The following is a 17,326-nucleotide window of genomic DNA, read 5'->3' as shown; positions in this document are numbered from 1 at the left end:
GTAGAGTCCCGCAGATTACTCGGGCTCTACTTCTATTTTTGTTTTGAAATATTTCCAGTGCTTGTAGCTAACAATATACTCTGCGATACTGCCGTCCGCTAAATACGAGTGTTTGACTTGTTTGACTGCTGGTTCACGGAAACTTAACTGCAACAAGTTCAATAACTCAGAATCATCAGGAAAGACAATTTCATTCGTTTCAACCGAAGCAAGGGAGAAAAGATCAATCGCAAAGTCTTTGCGTACACGTTCATAGACACTGGCATATACTGTGAGGTCTTTAGCCACCGGTTCTTTCATTAGTTTTTTAGGTAAATGTGTGATGTGCACCAAAAAGGGAATGTCACCAAAAAAACGAACCCGTTTGATTCGATAATAGGATGCACTTGCAGCTAGACCTAGTTCCTTAAGGATCTCAGGCTGATTGTCTTCCTCTACAGACAATACTTTCACTTTCTCCTGATCGATGGAATGCAGTTCAATATCGGAGAATTTCACATTTTGGGATACCTTTGCTTTAGAGACAAAGGTTCCTTTTCCTTGGATCCGATAAAGATAGCCAGCGGTGGTCAATTCATTTAACGCTTTGACCGCAGTGATCGAACTTACAGAGTACATACGCTTGATGTCAGCCTCAGAATAAAATTTATCACCGGGAATAAATGTATGATTTTTGATTTCTTGTAATAGGTCTTGTTTGATTTGCTCATATTTTGGGAGCACAGCGGTTTCCCTCCATTCCAATTTTACTAGTAGATTAAGCATAACATGTTAAATCTTTTCTTGCCACTCAATTATAAGCGGAATTACTCTCTAATCACCATTGAAAGCGGTTTAAAAATAAAATTCAATATATTAAGATATTAGGTTTACGAATAACTTGGCATGTGATATAGTATGCTTACAGGGAGCATAACATGTTAAGTAGGGCGACCTGCTGAGTAGGAGGGAAAGTATTGGAAAACATTGTATTGATCAGTCATGGCGGCATGGCAGAAGGGGTCAAAGGCAGTCTAGAAATGATCGTCGGTCAACAAGAGAATGTTCATACCGTTTCTTTACGACCAGACGGGGATAATCTCCAGTTTGAAAATGACCTTAATGAAAAAATGAAAGCCCTTAACGGATCCACGTTGATTATCGCTGATTTGTTAGGCGGAACACCATGTAATGTAGCAGTAAAGAATTTTTTGCATGTCGAAGAAGTAGAGATCTTAGCAGGAATGACATTGTCTGTAGTCATCGAAGCAGTCGTCAATCCGAAAGCAACTATCAAAGAATTGCTTTGTCTGGCAAAGGAAAACATCGTTGATGTCAAAGCCGGTATGAATCAAGCAGAACAAGAAATAGAAGAGGAGAAACAAGAAGAACTGAGTGATTTCAGTGCCTATGCAGGAAAAGAAAACATTGTGAACACCCGGATCGATGAACGGTTGATCCATGGACAAGTCGCTGGTATTTGGTCTACCAGTTTAGGGACGCAACGAATCATTGTTGCCAATGATGAAGCAGCATCAGATCCATTGCAAAAATCTTCATTAAGAATGGCAGCTCCATCCACCATGCGATTATCGGTTCTTCCTGTTGAAACGGCAGCCAAAAATATTCGTTCTGGCAGATATGGCAGACAGCGACTATTTTTACTTTTCAAGAATCCTCGAGATGTTTTGCGTTTTGTAGAAGCGGGTGGACCAATCAAATCGATCAATGTCGGCAACATGAGTTACAAAGAAGGAGCTCGTGAAGTGACGAAAAGCATTCAAGTCTTGCCAGAAGAAGAACCAATCTTTGAAGCGATTGCTGCCAAAGGAGTAACTGTGACAGCACAACTGGTTCCCAACGATCCATCCATCGACTTTATAGAAAAATTACGAGGATGATCACGAGCAGTTCGTGGGTTCTGTTTATAAATAAAAAAATAGACAATCAGTCGCATAAAGAGAAGTGTCTACGATTTATTTTGTACATTTTGCCCCGCTTATTCGCTCGGATTGATTCTTACAATTAGGAGGAAAATTCATGCATTTAGCAATGTATCAAATTATTCTTATTACTGTTTATGCTTTTATTGCAATCAATGATTCACTTATTTCCAATACATTGACTCAGCCAGCGATCGCCGGTATGATCTCTGGGATGATCATGGGTGATTTGAAAACTGGTTTGATGGTCGGCGGAACGTTACAGTTGATGCGTTTAGGGATCGCTGCTTTTGGCGGCGCCTCGGTTCCAGACTACTTTACCGGTGCGGTATTAGGGACTGCCTTTGCGGTTATCTCAGGAAATGGTGCCGAGTACGGGATCGGATTAGCGGTTCCAGTGTCCTTGCTGATGCTCCAACTAGATGTTGTTGCTCGTTTCTGTAACGTCTTTCTTTTGCATCGAATCGACAAAGCAATCGATCACATGCAAATCAAAAGAATTCCTCGTTTAGTACTTTCAGGATCCTTTTTATGGGGATTATCCCGGGCTATCCCCATCTTGTTGATGCTGTTAGCTGGAGATGCTGTGGTAACTACGATTACTGAAAATACACCAGAATGGTTGATGACAGGCTTGAAAACAGCTGGTGGTATCTTACCTGTTGTCGGGGTAGCCATCTTATTACGCTACTTACCAACAAAACACTACATTCCCTATCTATTGTTAGGTTTCTTTTTAGCAGCTTATCTACAAGTTCCAATGCTTGGGGTATCGATTATCGGAATGATCGCAGCGATGTTAGTCTTTAAACGTGACAGCGAAAAAGGAACTGTTGCAGCAGCGGCTGCCGGAGATTTTGAAGGAGGATATGATGGCGATGAGTGATCAAAAACTGACGAAAAAAGAGTTGAACACGATCAGCTGGCGCTATATTTTAGCCAGCCAATTAAACTGGAATTATGAACGTATGATGAGTTCCGGTTACCTTTATGGGATCTTACCTGTGTTAAAAAAATTCTATGGTCATGATGAGACGCAATTGCAAGACATGATGCGGACGCATAATCAATTCTTTAACACGAATGCGATTTTTGGAAATTTGATCATGGGCATCGATGTTGCAATCGAAGAACAAGATGGTCATAAAGCCAAAGAGACGATCATTGCGCTGAAAACCGCATTAATGGGTTCATTGGCAGGTGTTGGCGATTCCTTATTCCACGTTATCTGGGGGACGATTTTTGGTTCAGTTGCCGGAACGCTTGCTCAAAATGGTTCGGTTGTTGGTTGTGTCATCTGGATTATTGCCAATATTGCGCTTTTGTTTGGCCGGGCAGCTCTTTTACCGCTAGGATACAAGCAAGGAGTCAAATTAGTAACGACCTTGAAAGATAAGTTATCCGCCTTTACTAATGCAGCGACTGTCTTAGGGGTCACAGTCATCGGTGCGTTGATTCCATCAGTGGTCAAAGCGACAGTCCCATTTGTTTACAAAAAAGACGGTGTGGAATTAGTGATCCAAGATACGTTGGATGCCATCTTGCCATCCCTCGTGCCGATTATTTTGGTGTTGCTAACTTACTGGATGCTAGGACAAAAGAAACTCAACTCAACTCGAGTCATCTGGATTATTTTGATTTTATCCATCGTACTAAGTGCATTTGGGATTTTAGGTTAATAGACAGTAACAAGAGAGTAGTAAGTAGCTCAGACCATAGTTAGTGGTCTATGTGAAAGGTCTCAAGTAGTAATCAAGCTTTTTTCGCTTAGGACACCAGTGAAAGAAGTTTGACAAAAGTTGTTCAAGAGAATCAGGGTGCGGAAAATCGTTTTCTTCACTCTTTTCTCTTTTTGTTAATTGGTAGCGCTTTTATAGATGAAACATAATAAGGAGGAGCGAATGAAAAACGGGAGCAGAGTCGTATTGTTGATAGGCTGTCTCATTTTGTTAGGGGGAACTATTGAAGGAATACAGGTGGGGGCTGTCGCTGAAGAAGAAACGAGTGAAAAACAGTTCGAACAGCCGCTGTATCAGTCCGATTTTCCCAATCAATTAGGCACGTGGCAAGATGTAGTCGGTAAAGCCGATAAAACCAGTAACAGCAATGGCTTAACGATTACGAATACAAAACAAGGAACCAGTTTAGAATCTGTTTCACTCAATAAAGACGCCGGAGAGCAATCCTCAGGTGATCTTGAGCTGACCTTTTTGTATGAAGGACAAGCCAATATTGGGCTTGTTTTTCGAGCTGACGATCAGCAAACAAGTCAATGGCAGTCATTCGCGTATAATCGGGATGGCCAATGGCAACTTGGTCAGCCAGGAGGAAAATGGCTCACGGCTATTTCGGGGCCGACACTAATTTCCGGTCAGACATACAAGCTACTGGTTCGCTATGAAGGCAAAAGCTTTCAAGCATATTTAAATGACCAGCTCTTCTATGAAAATGAAGAGGTGCGTTATCCAGATGGTTCCTCGATCGATAGCGAGTGGACAGGTTATGTGGGGATTCGCTTATTTGGCAATCTATCGAAGCTATCTGTGGCATCCATGCGCAGCGGCAGCGTTGGCAGCATTCCTATCGTCGATCCCACGGAGGAATACACGCAATTACAAGCAAAATGGCAAAAACAACTGGTTTCAGATCAATATGATCCGAACGATCCAACAATAGTCGATTATATCCAAACGATCACCGCCGATGCAATGGCACTCTATCAAACAATGGCTCAATCTGAGGATCGAACGACCCTCTGGCCCCTTGAGCAAGGGAATACTCCGTCTGCCGATTTGACGACCCAATTTACCAAATTACAAAAAATAGCATTGGCCTACGGCACAAAAGGCAGTTCCTTATATCAAGATCCCACAGTGGCAGCAACGATTATCGATGGATTAGATTTTATGGTCACAAAAAAAGGCTACGATGGAAAAAAATACCATGGAAACTGGTGGGATTGGCAAATCGGGATCCCGCAAAAGTTGATTAGTACATTGATGATTCTCGGTGATCAGATCCCAGCAGATAAATTGCAACGTTATACGGCCGCCATCAGCGGGTATGTACCAGACCCATTCAAGCAACTGTATACCAAGACGCAAGGATCATTTACTGATCTTGCGTTTATTCCCGACTTTGTTACTTCCGGCGCCAATCGAACGGATCTTGCTCTGACTGTACTTGGCCTAGGGATCTTGCAAAAAAATGCCGGGAAAATCACCCAAGCTGCTACTAGCATAGAGGAAGTCTTTCGTTTGGTCACAAAAGGGGATGGTTTTTATAAAGATGGCTCTTTTATCCAACACAATACGATTCCTTATACGGGTTCATACGGAAATGTTTTGATCAAAGGTGTGGGGCAAATCTTAGCCATCACGCAAGGATCTAGCTTTGAAATGAATTCAGCTGTCATTCAAGCATTTGTTGAGAACGTGGATCAGGCCTTTCTGCCATTGATTTATCAAGGGGAAATGCTGCCATTAGTTAATGGGCGCTCCATCTCACGTGCACCAGCTAGAACAAAAGTCGGCTATGGCTCGTCAACAATCTACAATTTACTGATCGTTTCGCAGTTCGCGCCTTCAGACTATCAAAAGAAATTCCAAGAAGCTGCGAAATACTGGATCAAAGAGAATCCAGACTATTACTTAACAAATCCTCGTGATTTCAACGACTTACAAATGACGAAACAGCTATTAGCTGATGATGCCATCACAGGAAATACTCTGCCGTTTATTGGTACGAAAATGTATGCTTCAATGGATCGATTCGTTCAGCGAACACCGAATTATATGTTGGGACTAAGTTTATATTCTAGTCGAACCTCATCATTTGAAGCAGGGAATAAAGAAAACAAGCGCGGCTGGCATACAGCAGACGGAATGGTATATCTCTACAATGAGGATGACGTTCAATTCAATGCTGCTTATTGGCCGACTGTCGATCCTTATCGTTTACCCGGTACGACAGTCGATACCGTACAACTTGCAGATGAAACTTCTGCCTTCACAGCTGTTACATCTAAAGAAAAATGGGTGGGTGGGGTAGCACATGATGGTGCAGCTGCAGTGGGAATGGCATTAAACAAAGCTGGAACGAAAAACAACGGCACGGTTCTACCAATGAACGTGCAAGCAAAGAAATCGTGGTTTATCGTTGATGGACAAATCGTTGCTTTAGGGGCAGGTATTTCAGGAAGTACGACAGCTTCCATTGAAACCGTCGTAGATAACCGCTTGCTGAATGCTGATTACACCTATCAAGTCCGTTCGGATCAGGGAATCATTGACCAGCCTAAAGAAGTCAGTGACAAGCAATGGCTATTACTAGCTTCTGACCATTCACAGGCAAACATTGGTTACTATTTTCCTGAAAAAACACCCGTGACGGTGGTTCATGAGACGCGTTCCGGCAGTTATACTGAAATCAATGAAGCTTTTCCTAGTAATGAAAGGTATACAGGAGAATACCGCAAATTTCTGATCGATCACGGTAAAAACCCGGTTGCTGAACAATATGCCTATGTCACGTTACCAGGCATTGATGAGGCTGGATTGACTGCTTATGCCAAAGAAAAGCCATTAGAAATTTTAGCAAACACATCAGAAATCCAAGCAGTAAAACTCGACCAAAATGAGTATGTAGGAATCAATTTTTGGAAGAACACTGGCGGCACGATGGCAGACATCACCGCCAATAAACCATTGTCGCTGATCATGACAAACACAGAAGGAAAGACTACCTATACTTTTTCTGATCCTACGCAAACAACAACGACCATGACCTTAAAACTTCCGAAAAACTACCAGCAAATCATATCCCAAAGTGAAGGCATCACTTACGATGCCGCAACCGACTTATTTACGATCACTTTCGAAGAAAAAAATGGCAGCAGTAAGCAAATCGTAGTGGAGTAGAAGGCTAGAAGGTGGAAAGTTTTAGTTGGCAAAAACAATACGCGAAACCACGTGATTTTATGGCTGTTCGCAGGAAGAGATGCGAAATAAACAAAAATCCAGATAGGTACTAGTACCTATCTGGATTTTTGTTTTCGGATCGATACTGGTTAAGCCTCTTTCAATTATCAGCTCAACAAACTGTTATATTCAGATTTAATTAGCAAGTCTAATAAAAGAACAGGTTATCAAATAAATTTTCAGGCGTTATTAAGAAGGTAGTGAGAAAAAATTTTTTGCTGAATAGTCGGATAGGTACTATTCTTAGGGAATTCATTTAATTCATATAGCTCACTGATTTCGAATTTCAAGTCAGCACTTTTTTGCGTTACGTTAGAAACGAATACCATTCCATAGTCAGTTTTTAAGGGAGTAGACACTTCGTAATAAAAAACTTTTTTCAAAGAAAATATAGTTGCTCCTGTTTCCTCAGCTAGTTCTCTATGGGCTGCTTCGTATGCAGTTTCGCCATGTTCAATCTTTCCTCCGGGTATTTCAAGAGTAATTCTGTTTTTATGTCTTACAAATAGAAATTTGCCCATATATTTACTAATAATGACAACGTATGAGAAATTAACTTTTTTCTCAAACTCGGAACTAGTATCAATGATAGTGACTTGCATATAATCTCTCCTTGGTAGTTTTCTCTGAAAGTAAGTTGTGTGGAATAGGTAGGTGTACAACATTCAAATTTGTAGTGCTCTGTTTCCTTAGTTTCTTATTACTAAAAATTAGGAATTTAAAAGTTTGAATTTCTCTTTCGAACTAGTAGCATAAAGTGACAAACAAACTAATTGTTCATTAAATCACAAAAAGAGAAAAAACAAATGAGTTTCAAGATTCTAGTTTATCTTGCTGATATGAAGAGGTGGCGGATAAAGCTATGATAATTAAAATCCTTCGTATCTGCCGTACCGATGATCCACAAATCTGTGATTAATTTATCTTGATGGTATTTAGTGTCATCCCATTTCTCTTTTCCGTTCAAGGCTTCTACATATAATGGTATGTAATTTTCTTTTTTTTCTGTACTTATAGACTCGCAAGGGAACCATCCCAAGATTTTCATAGTCTCATGGGTAGTATGATCTAAATAAACTGTTCCCTCATAGTGAGTTTCGTTATTATTTTTATCATAAATATAAAATTCGAAATCAGTGGTTAAGCTTGAAACAAGGGAATCTGTAGACTTGAGAAAATACCAAACCATGTCAACCAATTCTTTGCATCTTTGGTGATTAGGTGGTGGAGTGTCATTATGTTCTATATGATTTCTAATCTCCATAACTGTTTTCATTAAATAAGGACGTACAATAGAATAGCTTTCTAATAACTCCAAATAACCTTTGGGTTTTTCTGGAAAATCTATTTTTTTAAAATGATATATTTCTTCGATAAGTTTCAGACGATGATTTATACTTCTTTTTAGATTTGTTATTCCATCAGTGAGATCAAATGGACTATCATTTTTTTTAACCAAATCATTAGCTCTATTCCATATATCATATGCTCTCTGTTGAGTATCAAGTGAATGCAAGTTAGAGCCCGAACTATACCATACTGTATTTTTGAACAGAACATCCACAGATAACCATATCTTTTTGTTCAAAAGAACCCTCCTTTCTTCTGAAAATTGCTAAAAAACATATTAGCTCTTTTGATTTTCTTTCATTTTATTAAGAATAGTATACAAAATTAATTTTTATTTAAAAAGCAGAAGTTGAACATATAAAGTAATACGACTAATCTCAGACGATGATATGATAACTGTTTCTCTATAGTATCTTTTCTTCAGTAAAAGAACTTCAAAAGCAAAAAAGAACCGTGAATCCCTTTAGTATCAAAGGATTCACGGTTTCTTTTATTATTCCCACTCCACAGTTGCAGGTGGCTTACTCGTAATATCATACACGATTCGATTGACGTGTGCGACTTCGTTCACGATACGGACGCTGATTTTTTGTAAGACTTCCCATGGGATGCGGGCAAAGTCAGCGGTCATTCCATCGATGGAAGTGACTGCACGGATGCCAACAGTGTAATCGTACGTACGGCCATCACCCATTACACCTACAGAGCGGATACCTGGTAGGACAGTGAAGTATTGCCAAATGTCGCGATCCAATCCAGCATTGGCGATTTCTTCTCGCAAGATGGCATCTGAATCACGGACGATCTCTAATTTTTCTTCAGTCAATTCGCCAAGAACACGGATACCTAGACCTGGGCCTGGGAATGGTTGACGCCATACGATGCTGTCGGGCATGCCTAATTGGGTTCCTAATTCACGAACTTCGTCTTTGAACAATGTGTTCAATGGTTCGATCAATTTGAATTGCATATCTTCAGGCAGACCGCCTACGTTGTGGTGAGATTTGATCGTTTGTGCTGTTTCTGTTCCTGATTCGATCACATCGGTATAAAGGGTCCCTTGTGCAAGGAAAGACACGCCTTCTTCACCGGCCAGCTTGGTTGCTTCGTCATCAAAGACATAAACGAATTCATTCCCAATAATCTTGCGTTTTTCTTCTGGATCAGAAACACCAGCCAATTTGGATAGGAAACGCTCTTTGGCATCAACTTTGATAATATTCAAGCCGAATTTTCCGCCAAGACTTTCCATGACTTGTTCGGCTTCTCCTTTACGCAATAGACCATGATCAACAAAGATACACGTTAATTGGTCACCAATCGCTTTTTGTAAGAGAACACCAACGACAGAAGAATCAACACCGCCGGATAGACCTAATAAGACTTTCTTGTCACCCACTTGTTCGCGGATCTTAGCGATCTCCATATCAATGAAGTTGTCCATTGTCCAGTCGCCTGTACATTGGCAAACATCGATTGCAAAGTGACGCAACAAATCATTGCCATATTCGGAATGACGGACTTCGGCATGGAATTGGATACCATACATTTTGCGCTCTGCATGTTGGATAGAAGCAATTGGACAGTCTTTGCTGGTGGCAACGACGTCAAAACCTGCTGGCGCTTGGGTAACTAAATCGCCATGACTCATCCAAACTGTTTGTTTCACAGGTGTATTTTGGAAAAGAGCAGCATCGGCAGAAGTGACTTCCAATTCTGCTTTACCGTATTCGCGGTTTTTGGCTGGTTCAACTTTTCCGCCTAATTTATAAGTAATCAACTGCATACCGTAACAGATTCCTAACACGGGGATCCCCAAATCAAAAATCTTTTCATCAATACCAAATGCCTTCTCATCATACACACTGTTTGGACCGCCAGAAAGGATGATCCCTTTAGGATTCATCGCCTTTACTTCTTCAGCAGTAATGCGGTGACTCAATAACTCTGAGAAAACACCGAACTCACGAATACGTCGGGTGATCAGTTGATTGTACTGACTACCGTAATCGAGTACGATAATTTTTTCAACGTTTGGCATGTTGTCAACGTTTGTCACAATAAATTACCTCTATTCTTTTAGTTTTATTGAAAAAAGGAAGATTCCTTTTCAACAGCATAAGGGTGAATAATGAAGCAGTCAATATTTTCGCAAGAATACTTCATCGATTGAATGGTGCTTTGTTTTATGGAGAATTATATCGGCTCTGCTGCGTGTAGGCAAGATATACTCGTGTAAATTCTTTAAATTCACATTTTTCCATACTTCTTTTGCCATTTTGATTGCTTCACCGCGGTCGCCAATCGCATACTGATAGTAATAATTGTTTGGTTTTTGAAAAGCCGTATCCAAAAGAGATTCAAAACGCTCTAAATACCACTTTTCGATCAGATCGGGCTGCGCATCCACGAAAATCGAAAAGTCGAAGAAATCACTGACATAAATCTGCTGGTTCGCGGGCAGCTGTAATGTATTGATTCCTTCAACGATCAAAATATCTGGCTGATTGATGATTTCAAACGTATCCGGAATAATATTATAAACTTCATGAGAGTAAACGGGGATCTTGATTTCAGATTCTCCAGACTTCACCGCGTTCAAAAAATTGATCAATGCTTCCATGTCATAACTTTCAGGGAATCCTTTTCGATCCAAGATCCCTCGTGCTTCTAGAACCTCGTTTGGGTACAAAAAGCCATCAGTAGTAATCAGTTGCACGGTGCGCCGAGGGAAAAGCCGGCTCAACAGGTTTTGAACCAAACGCGCCGTTGTGCTTTTACCAACAGCGACACTGCCGGCAATGCCAATAATGAATGGCGGCATTTTGACATAACGATGCAAGAAAAGTCCTTTACTTAACGTGAGAGATTCAAATTCTTTCATATAAAGGTGGATCAGATGGCACAGTGGCACGTAAACATCTTCGACATCTTGGACCGAGATGCGGTCATTCAAACTTTTGATATTGTCTAATTCTTCTTGAGTGAAAGGCATCATGCCATTGGTGTAAAAGCCTTGCCATTGCTCCCGAGGAATTTGATAAAAATTCATGGTTTCTTGCATGTTCGACTCCTTCATATAGAACCTGTCTATCTTTGCAGACCGGTACTTGGCCTTCAGAAAAGGCTGATTTTCTGTATCTGGTTGCTGCTCGGAAATATTTTACCATAGAAATGGCAGGAACTTATAAAAAAAACAGGAAAAATCGTATGCAAAGAAACGAAAATTATCTAAGATTCATCGAGGAAACGATTATCGGGAGTTTACTTCTGCAGGAATTTCGGTATCATGGAAAAGAGTCAGCAAATGAAATGCTTTTGATTGTCAAACAGATAAAGCGAGAACTATCGCTAGTTAAAAGAAAAAAGGGTGAACAAAGATGGGAAATCACTATTATACAGAAAATCCGGATACCGCACATGATTTTGAGCAGTGGTCTTTTGAGTTGAAAGGGAAGAAATTTCAGTTTGTGACAGACAGTGGTGTCTTTTCGCGGGAGACAGTCGATTATGGCTCTCGTGTATTGATTGATGCGTTTGAATGGTCGGATTTGCCGGAAGGCGTGATTTTGGATGTTGGTTGTGGCTATGGACCGATTGGCTTGTCATTGGCTCATGCCTCGGGACGTCAAGTGGAAATGATCGATATCAATCAGCGCGCTGTCGATCTTGCCAAAGGGAATGCGCAACGCAATGGCATCGAAAATGTCGATATTCATGCTTCGAATATCTACGAAAGCTTAAACCAATCCACCTATGCAGCAATTCTCAGCAATCCGCCGATCCGAGCGGGCAAAGATGTCGTACATGAAATCTTGACTGGCGCTTTTCCGTTATTGAAGTCTGGTGGCACATTAACGATCGTGATTCAAAAGAAACAAGGTGCCCCCAGTGCCCAAAAGAAAATGCAACAAACCTTTGGTAATGCCGAAATCATCAAAAAAGACAAAGGGTATTATATTATTCAAAGCTACAAAGAATAAGCGCGCAAAGCAGACGTTTTTCACGTTCACAATAGGTTTACCTGTTTTTTAAAGACCACGATCATTTGCTAGGAGCTTCCTAGAATCGCTGGTCTTTTATTTTTTGTTTTCTTTTGTCGATTTTTTTAAGGAATGGAGCTGTTTTTTAACCCTTGTAAAAAGAAAATTTTGGAAGAAAGCAAGGGGTGCTATTTTTTTTAGAAAAAATTTGCTACACTTTAGGCAAGAAAGAGGTGAGAAGTAAATGAAACTGACAATCAAGCAGATTGCTGAAATGGCAGGGGTATCTGTAACTACTGTTTCGCAAATTCTGAACAATAAAGGTAGCCGTTTCAGTGAAGAAACCCGCAAACGGGTACTGGATATCGTTAATAAGCACCATTATAAGCCAGATTTTTTTGCTTCGAATCTAATCAATCGCCACTCAAAAACGATCGGTATGATTGTTCCTGACGTTACGGATTTTTTCTTTTCTAAAATCATTGAAGGAGCAGAAAGTTATTTCAATCCATTGGGGTATATGCTGGTATTGTGTAACTCCCGACATAGCCAAGAAAAAGAAATACAATATTTGAGAGAGCTGTCTCATCGATCAGTGGATGGTATTCTTTTGGCAACACCGCATCAGCTGCCTGACGAGTATTCATTGAAAAGCGGTTTTTTTGATGACCGACCAATTATTCTCGTCGATCGGGGAATCAATCAAAGAGACAATGGCCGTTTGATTGTGAAAGAATACGAAGGCGCTTATCAAGCAGTCAGCTATCTGATCAATAATGGCCATCAAAACATCGGTATGCTAAAAGAAAGTACTGGTTATTATCAATTGGAAGAACGTTTCAATGGTTATCGTCATGCGTTGAAAGATCATCAGATCCCGTTTAAAGGGCGTTACGTGGAGTCGGCTGAGTTAACAGTGACCGGCGGATACGATGCCTGCAAGAAATTATTGAAATACCGCGAGCTTACGGCTATTTTTTGTGGGAATGATGCTATGGCGATCGGCTGTTATCAAGCAATCTATGAAGCAGGGAAAAAAGTACCCGAGGATATTTCTGTGATTGGTTTTGACGCGTTGAAGCTAACGGAATACATCACACCACCATTGACCACGGTGATGCAGCCAACCTTTGAGATTGGCTTTACGGCAGCGAAATTTTTGGTAGACGCCATCGAGTTTCCTTCTCGAAGAATTCCAAATAAGATTTTTGATACAAAATTAATTCTTCGTGAGAGCGTGAAGGCATTGACAATTGCGAAATAGTGCGGTATATTTCCAATTGTAAGTGTTTTCATAGTTTTGTTTTATATAGTAAACCGTTTTACTAAAGTGGTTTACCTACAAGAAAAATATTGTATAATGTCAGAGGAAGCGAGGGTCATTTTGATGCGAATGGTGGATTTAATTGAAAAGAAGCGTGACGGTAAGTCATTGACAAAGGAAGAGATCGACTACATTGTAACTGCGTATACTGAAGGAAGTATTCCAGATTATCAGATGAGTGCTTTGTTGATGGCTATTTTTTATGTGGATATGTCCGATGAAGAAATCACAAACCTAACTTTAGCTATGGCAAATTCTGGTGAAGTCATTGATCTTTCTTCAATCGAAGGCATCAAAGTAGATAAACATTCAACAGGGGGTGTCGGTGATACTACCACGTTGATTCTAGCACCACTAGTAGCAAGTGTTGGTGTGCCAGTTGCCAAGATGTCTGGTCGTGGACTTGGTTACACAGGCGGTACGCTGGATAAATTAGAATCAATTCCCGGGTTTCAGATTGAGATTGCAGAAGAAGAGTTTATTCGCCTCGTAAACGAAAGCAAAGTAGCGGTTATCGGTCAGTCGGGGGATTTGGCCCCTGCAGACAAAAAATTATATGCGTTGCGGGATGTCACAGCAACCGTAAGCTCGATTCCATTGATCGCTAGCTCGATCATGAGTAAGAAAATCGCAGCAGGTGCGGATGCCATCGTGTTAGATGTGACGACTGGTGACGGTGCTTTCATGAAGAAAATTGAGGATGCCAAACGCTTAGCACAAACGATGGTTCGGATTGGCAAATTAGCGAACCGTCAGACAATGGCAGTAATCTCAGATATGTCACAGCCGTTAGGCGAAGCCATTGGAAATAGTTTGGAAGTAGTGGAAGCTATTGAAACATTGCAAGGAAACGGTCCAGCTGATTTAGAAGAAATGTGCTATGCATTAGGCAGCCAAATGGTTGTTTTAGCCCAAAAAGCAGAATCGTTGGAAGAAGCACGCGCATTATTGGAAGAGGCACTGCACTCTGGTAAAGCGTTGGCTAAATTTCGTGAAATGATCCGTAATCAAGGTGGCGATGATTCAGTGATCGATGATCCAAGCCAAATCTTGACTGCCAATTATCAAAGAGCATTACCAGCAAAAACTTCTGGCGTCGTAACTAAGATCGTTGCCAATGAACTAGGCATCGCAGCTATGATGTTAGGTGCCGGCCGCAAAACCAAAGAAGAAGACATCGATCACGCAGTAGGAATCAAACTGCATAAAAAAGTGGGAGAGTCTGTTGAGCAAGGTGAAGCACTGTTAACGATCTACAGCAACACAGAAGCCATCGATGATGTCATCGAATTGATCTATCAAAATATTGAAATCGGAGAAAGCGGCGGTGAGCCACCGTTGATCCATGAAATCATTACAGAATAAGGAGCGAGTGAAATGGAATTAAATCGCATGATCGACCACACTATTTTAAAGGCAGATGCAACAAAAGAAGATGTCTTGCGCATCATTGAAGAGGCAAAAACCTATCACTTTTATTCTGTCTGTATCAATCCTACTTGGGTAGCTTTGGCAGCAGAAGAATTAAAAGGTGAACCGACGGCTGTTTGTACCGTGATCGGCTTTCCTTTAGGTGCCAATACATCAGAAGTCAAAGCTTATGAAACGGCAGATGCCATCAAGAATGGTGCCGATGAAGTGGATATGGTCATTAATATTGGTGCCTTGAAATCAAAACAGTTCAAAAAAGTTCAAGCGGATATCGAAGCGGTTGTTGCAGCAGCTAAAGACAAAGCATTAGTGAAAGTCATTATTGAAACAGCACTTTTAGACAATGAAGAAATCGTAAAGGCCTGTGAATTAGCGAAAGCAGCAGGAGCTGATTTTGTCAAAACATCGACAGGATTCTCTACTGGCGGAGCGGTTGTTGCTGATGTCAAACTGATGCGTGAAACAGTGGGCCCTGAAATGGGTGTGAAAGCATCTGGCGGCATCCATAACGAAGCAGAAGCAGCAGCAATGGTCGAAGCAGGAGCAAATCGTTTAGGAACCAGTGCAAGTGTAGCAATCGTTACAGGGTCAACGGGGGCTGGCTACTAATTCAATAAAGTGAGGTTCATCATGACAAAAGCGAAAAAAGAGTGGATCGAAACGGCAGTTGCCGCATTAGACAAAGCTTACGTTCCTTATTCTAAATTTCCAGTTGGGGCCTGCTTGGTCACCAAAAAAGGAACCATCTATCAAGGCATCAATATCGAAAATGCTTCGTTTGGCTTAACGAATTGCGCGGAACGCACCGCATTTTTCAAAGCAATTTCAGAAGGCGAAAAAGACTTTCAACACTTAGTTGTTGCTGGTCATACGCCAGAGCCTATCTCACCTTGTGGCGCCTGCCGCCAAGTAATGGTTGAGTTCTGTCAGCCGGATATGCCAGTCACTCTTGTGGGAGACGATGGTATAATCAAAGAGACAACTGTCGAAGGGTTGCTGCCATATTATTTTACGAACAAAGATCTATAAACCATGTTCATTCAGTCGAAGCGGCTGTTGAAAAATAAAAACTATTTTTATAGGGGGCTTTACAGCAATGAAAAAAGCAAAATTATTTAGTTTAGGAATTGTTGCAGTGGCTGGGTTGACACTACTTGGTGCATGTGGCAATGGAGGAAAGTCAGGTTCGACTGATTCAACAGGCGGCGGTTCTGCAGACGGCAAAACAGATGCAGCACACAGTGTAGCAATCGTTACCGATATCGGTGGTGTAGATGACCGTTCATTCAACCAATCTGCTTGGGAAGGTTTGGAAGCTTGGGGGAAAGAACATAACATCGCTCGCGGTGTTGGTGGATATGACTACGTTCAATCAAATGAAGCTTCAGAATATACAACAAACGTAAATGGTGCTGTCCAAAACGGATTCAAAACGATTTTTGGTGTCGGTTACTTATTGAAAGATTCAATTGAAGCAGCTGCAGCACAAAACCCTGATACTCAATTTGGGATTATCGATGATGTCATCGAAGGCAAAGACAATGTTGTTTCTGCAACCTTCAAGGACAACGAAGCAGCTTACTTAGCTGGTTTTGCAGCAGCTTATACAACAAAAACAAACAAAGTTGGCTTTATCGGCGGTGAAGAAGGTGTCGTAATCGACCGTTTTGAAGCTGGTTTTATCAAAGGTGTCGAAGATGCTTCTAAAGCATTAGGCAAAGAGATCAAAATTGATTCTCAATATGCAGCATCATTTGGTGACCCTGCAAAAGGGAAAGCCCTAGCAGCTTCAATGTACCAAGGCGGCGTTGACGTAATCTTCCATGCTTCAGGTGGTACTGGTGCTGGTGTCTTCCAAGAAGCAAAAGCAATCAATGAACAATTGAACGAAGCTGACCTTGCAGACAAAAAAGTTTGGGTTATCGGTGTAGATAGCGACCAACAAGACGAAGGTGCATACAAAACAAAAGACGGCAAAGAAGACAACTTCACATTGGCTTCAACACTTAAAGGTGTAGGCGCAGCCGTACAAGATATTTCAACACGTGCATTAGAAGATAACTTCCCTGGCGGCGAACACATCGTTTATGGTTTGAAAGACGGCGGTGTAGATATCACTGAAGGTTTCTTATCAGATGATGCAAAAGCAGCGATCGAAACAGCAAAACAAGATGTGATTGATGGCAAAGTTGAAGTGCCAGAAAAACCAGAAAAATAAGCAAGTTTTTTAAAACAATGAATTAAAAAAAGACAAGAAATTCTGAACGATAGTAGAGTTGAGCGATTCGCTATCGTTCAGATGCTCGTCTTGCTAATACATCTTTAGTGGTTAATGTC

Annotated in this window: 15 protein-coding genes; 10 read left to right on the top strand and 5 right to left on the bottom strand. The window is 41.0% G+C overall.

Annotated features, from left to right (window positions below):
• Positions 1-15: 15 nt before the first annotated feature.
• Positions 16-723 (bottom strand): GntR family transcriptional regulator, encoded by a 708-nt coding sequence (locus tag FE005_RS03340; RefSeq protein WP_081131065.1) that lies wholly within the window; start codon positions 721-723, stop codon positions 16-18.
• 233 nt (positions 724-956) lie between these two features.
• Here FE005_RS03340 and FE005_RS03335 point away from each other — a divergent pair, with 233 nt between their 5' ends.
• From FE005_RS03335 to FE005_RS03320, 4 genes are all read left to right on the top strand, one after another.
• Complete coding sequence (locus FE005_RS03335; protein ID WP_103301309.1) at positions 957-1,880, top strand: PTS mannose/fructose/sorbose transporter subunit IIAB; 924 nt, start codon at positions 957-959, stop codon at positions 1,878-1,880.
• A gap of 139 nt (positions 1,881-2,019) precedes the next feature.
• Complete coding sequence (locus FE005_RS03330; RefSeq protein WP_138371313.1) at positions 2,020-2,808, top strand: PTS sugar transporter subunit IIC; 789 nt, start codon at positions 2,020-2,022, stop codon at positions 2,806-2,808.
• On the top strand, positions 2,792-3,601 hold the full coding sequence (locus tag FE005_RS03325) for a PTS system mannose/fructose/sorbose family transporter subunit IID (protein WP_081131062.1): 810 nt from the start codon (positions 2,792-2,794) through the stop codon (positions 3,599-3,601). The genes FE005_RS03330 and FE005_RS03325 overlap by 17 nt, the downstream gene beginning before the upstream one ends.
• A gap of 222 nt (positions 3,602-3,823) precedes the next feature.
• On the top strand, positions 3,824-6,841 hold the full coding sequence (locus tag FE005_RS03320) for a polysaccharide lyase 8 family protein (RefSeq protein WP_138371312.1): 3,018 nt from the start codon (positions 3,824-3,826) through the stop codon (positions 6,839-6,841).
• Between the two features lie 239 nt (positions 6,842-7,080).
• Here FE005_RS03320 and FE005_RS03315 read toward each other — a convergent pair whose 3' ends face one another.
• From FE005_RS03315 to coaA, 4 genes are all read right to left on the bottom strand, one after another.
• Complete coding sequence (locus tag FE005_RS03315) at positions 7,081-7,503, bottom strand: NUDIX domain-containing protein (RefSeq protein WP_103301311.1); 423 nt, start codon at positions 7,501-7,503, stop codon at positions 7,081-7,083.
• A 224-nt stretch (positions 7,504-7,727) separates the two neighbouring features.
• A complete protein-coding gene (locus FE005_RS03310) occupies positions 7,728-8,489 on the bottom strand; it encodes a hypothetical protein (protein ID WP_138371311.1) in 762 nt (253 codons plus the stop codon).
• Positions 8,490-8,744: 255 nt separating this feature from the next.
• A complete protein-coding gene (gene guaA / locus FE005_RS03305; RefSeq protein ID WP_003127931.1) occupies positions 8,745-10,310 on the bottom strand; it encodes a glutamine-hydrolyzing GMP synthase in 1,566 nt (521 codons plus the stop codon).
• Positions 10,311-10,391: 81 nt separating this feature from the next.
• Positions 10,392-11,315, bottom strand: coding sequence for a type I pantothenate kinase (gene coaA, locus FE005_RS03300; RefSeq protein ID WP_003127932.1), 924 nt, complete (start codon positions 11,313-11,315; stop codon positions 10,392-10,394).
• Between the two features lie 316 nt (positions 11,316-11,631).
• Here coaA and FE005_RS03295 point away from each other — a divergent pair, with 316 nt between their 5' ends.
• The 6 genes from FE005_RS03295 to FE005_RS03270 all read left to right on the top strand — a co-directional run bounded on the left by FE005_RS03295 (position 11,632) and on the right by FE005_RS03270 (position 17,207).
• Complete coding sequence (locus FE005_RS03295) at positions 11,632-12,234, top strand: class I SAM-dependent methyltransferase (protein WP_103301335.1); 603 nt, start codon at positions 11,632-11,634, stop codon at positions 12,232-12,234.
• A gap of 244 nt (positions 12,235-12,478) precedes the next feature.
• Positions 12,479-13,498: a LacI family DNA-binding transcriptional regulator gene (locus FE005_RS03290; protein ID WP_003127935.1), complete on the top strand. Its 1,020-nt coding sequence runs from the start codon at positions 12,479-12,481 to the stop codon at positions 13,496-13,498.
• A gap of 123 nt (positions 13,499-13,621) precedes the next feature.
• Positions 13,622-14,923 (top strand): pyrimidine-nucleoside phosphorylase, encoded by a 1,302-nt coding sequence (locus FE005_RS03285; RefSeq protein WP_003127936.1) that lies wholly within the window; start codon positions 13,622-13,624, stop codon positions 14,921-14,923.
• Positions 14,924-14,935: 12 nt separating this feature from the next.
• Positions 14,936-15,598, top strand: a complete 663-nt coding sequence (gene deoC, locus FE005_RS03280; RefSeq protein ID WP_005470021.1) for a deoxyribose-phosphate aldolase — start codon at positions 14,936-14,938, stop codon at positions 15,596-15,598.
• A 21-nt stretch (positions 15,599-15,619) separates the two neighbouring features.
• Entirely contained in the window at positions 15,620-16,018 is a 399-nt protein-coding gene (locus tag FE005_RS03275) for a cytidine deaminase (protein WP_003127939.1), read from the top strand.
• Positions 16,019-16,085: 67 nt separating this feature from the next.
• Positions 16,086-17,207: a BMP family protein gene (locus FE005_RS03270; RefSeq protein WP_003127940.1), complete on the top strand. Its 1,122-nt coding sequence runs from the start codon at positions 16,086-16,088 to the stop codon at positions 17,205-17,207.
• Positions 17,208-17,326: the final 119 nt, after the last annotated feature.

This window comes from Enterococcus sp. M190262 (assembly GCF_005843965.1).
In the GTDB taxonomy this organism is placed as follows: domain Bacteria; phylum Bacillota; class Bacilli; order Lactobacillales; family Enterococcaceae; genus Enterococcus_D; species Enterococcus_D gallinarum.
Note: the sequence above shows the minus strand (reverse complement) of the source record. Positions and strands in the feature narration are given on the sequence as shown.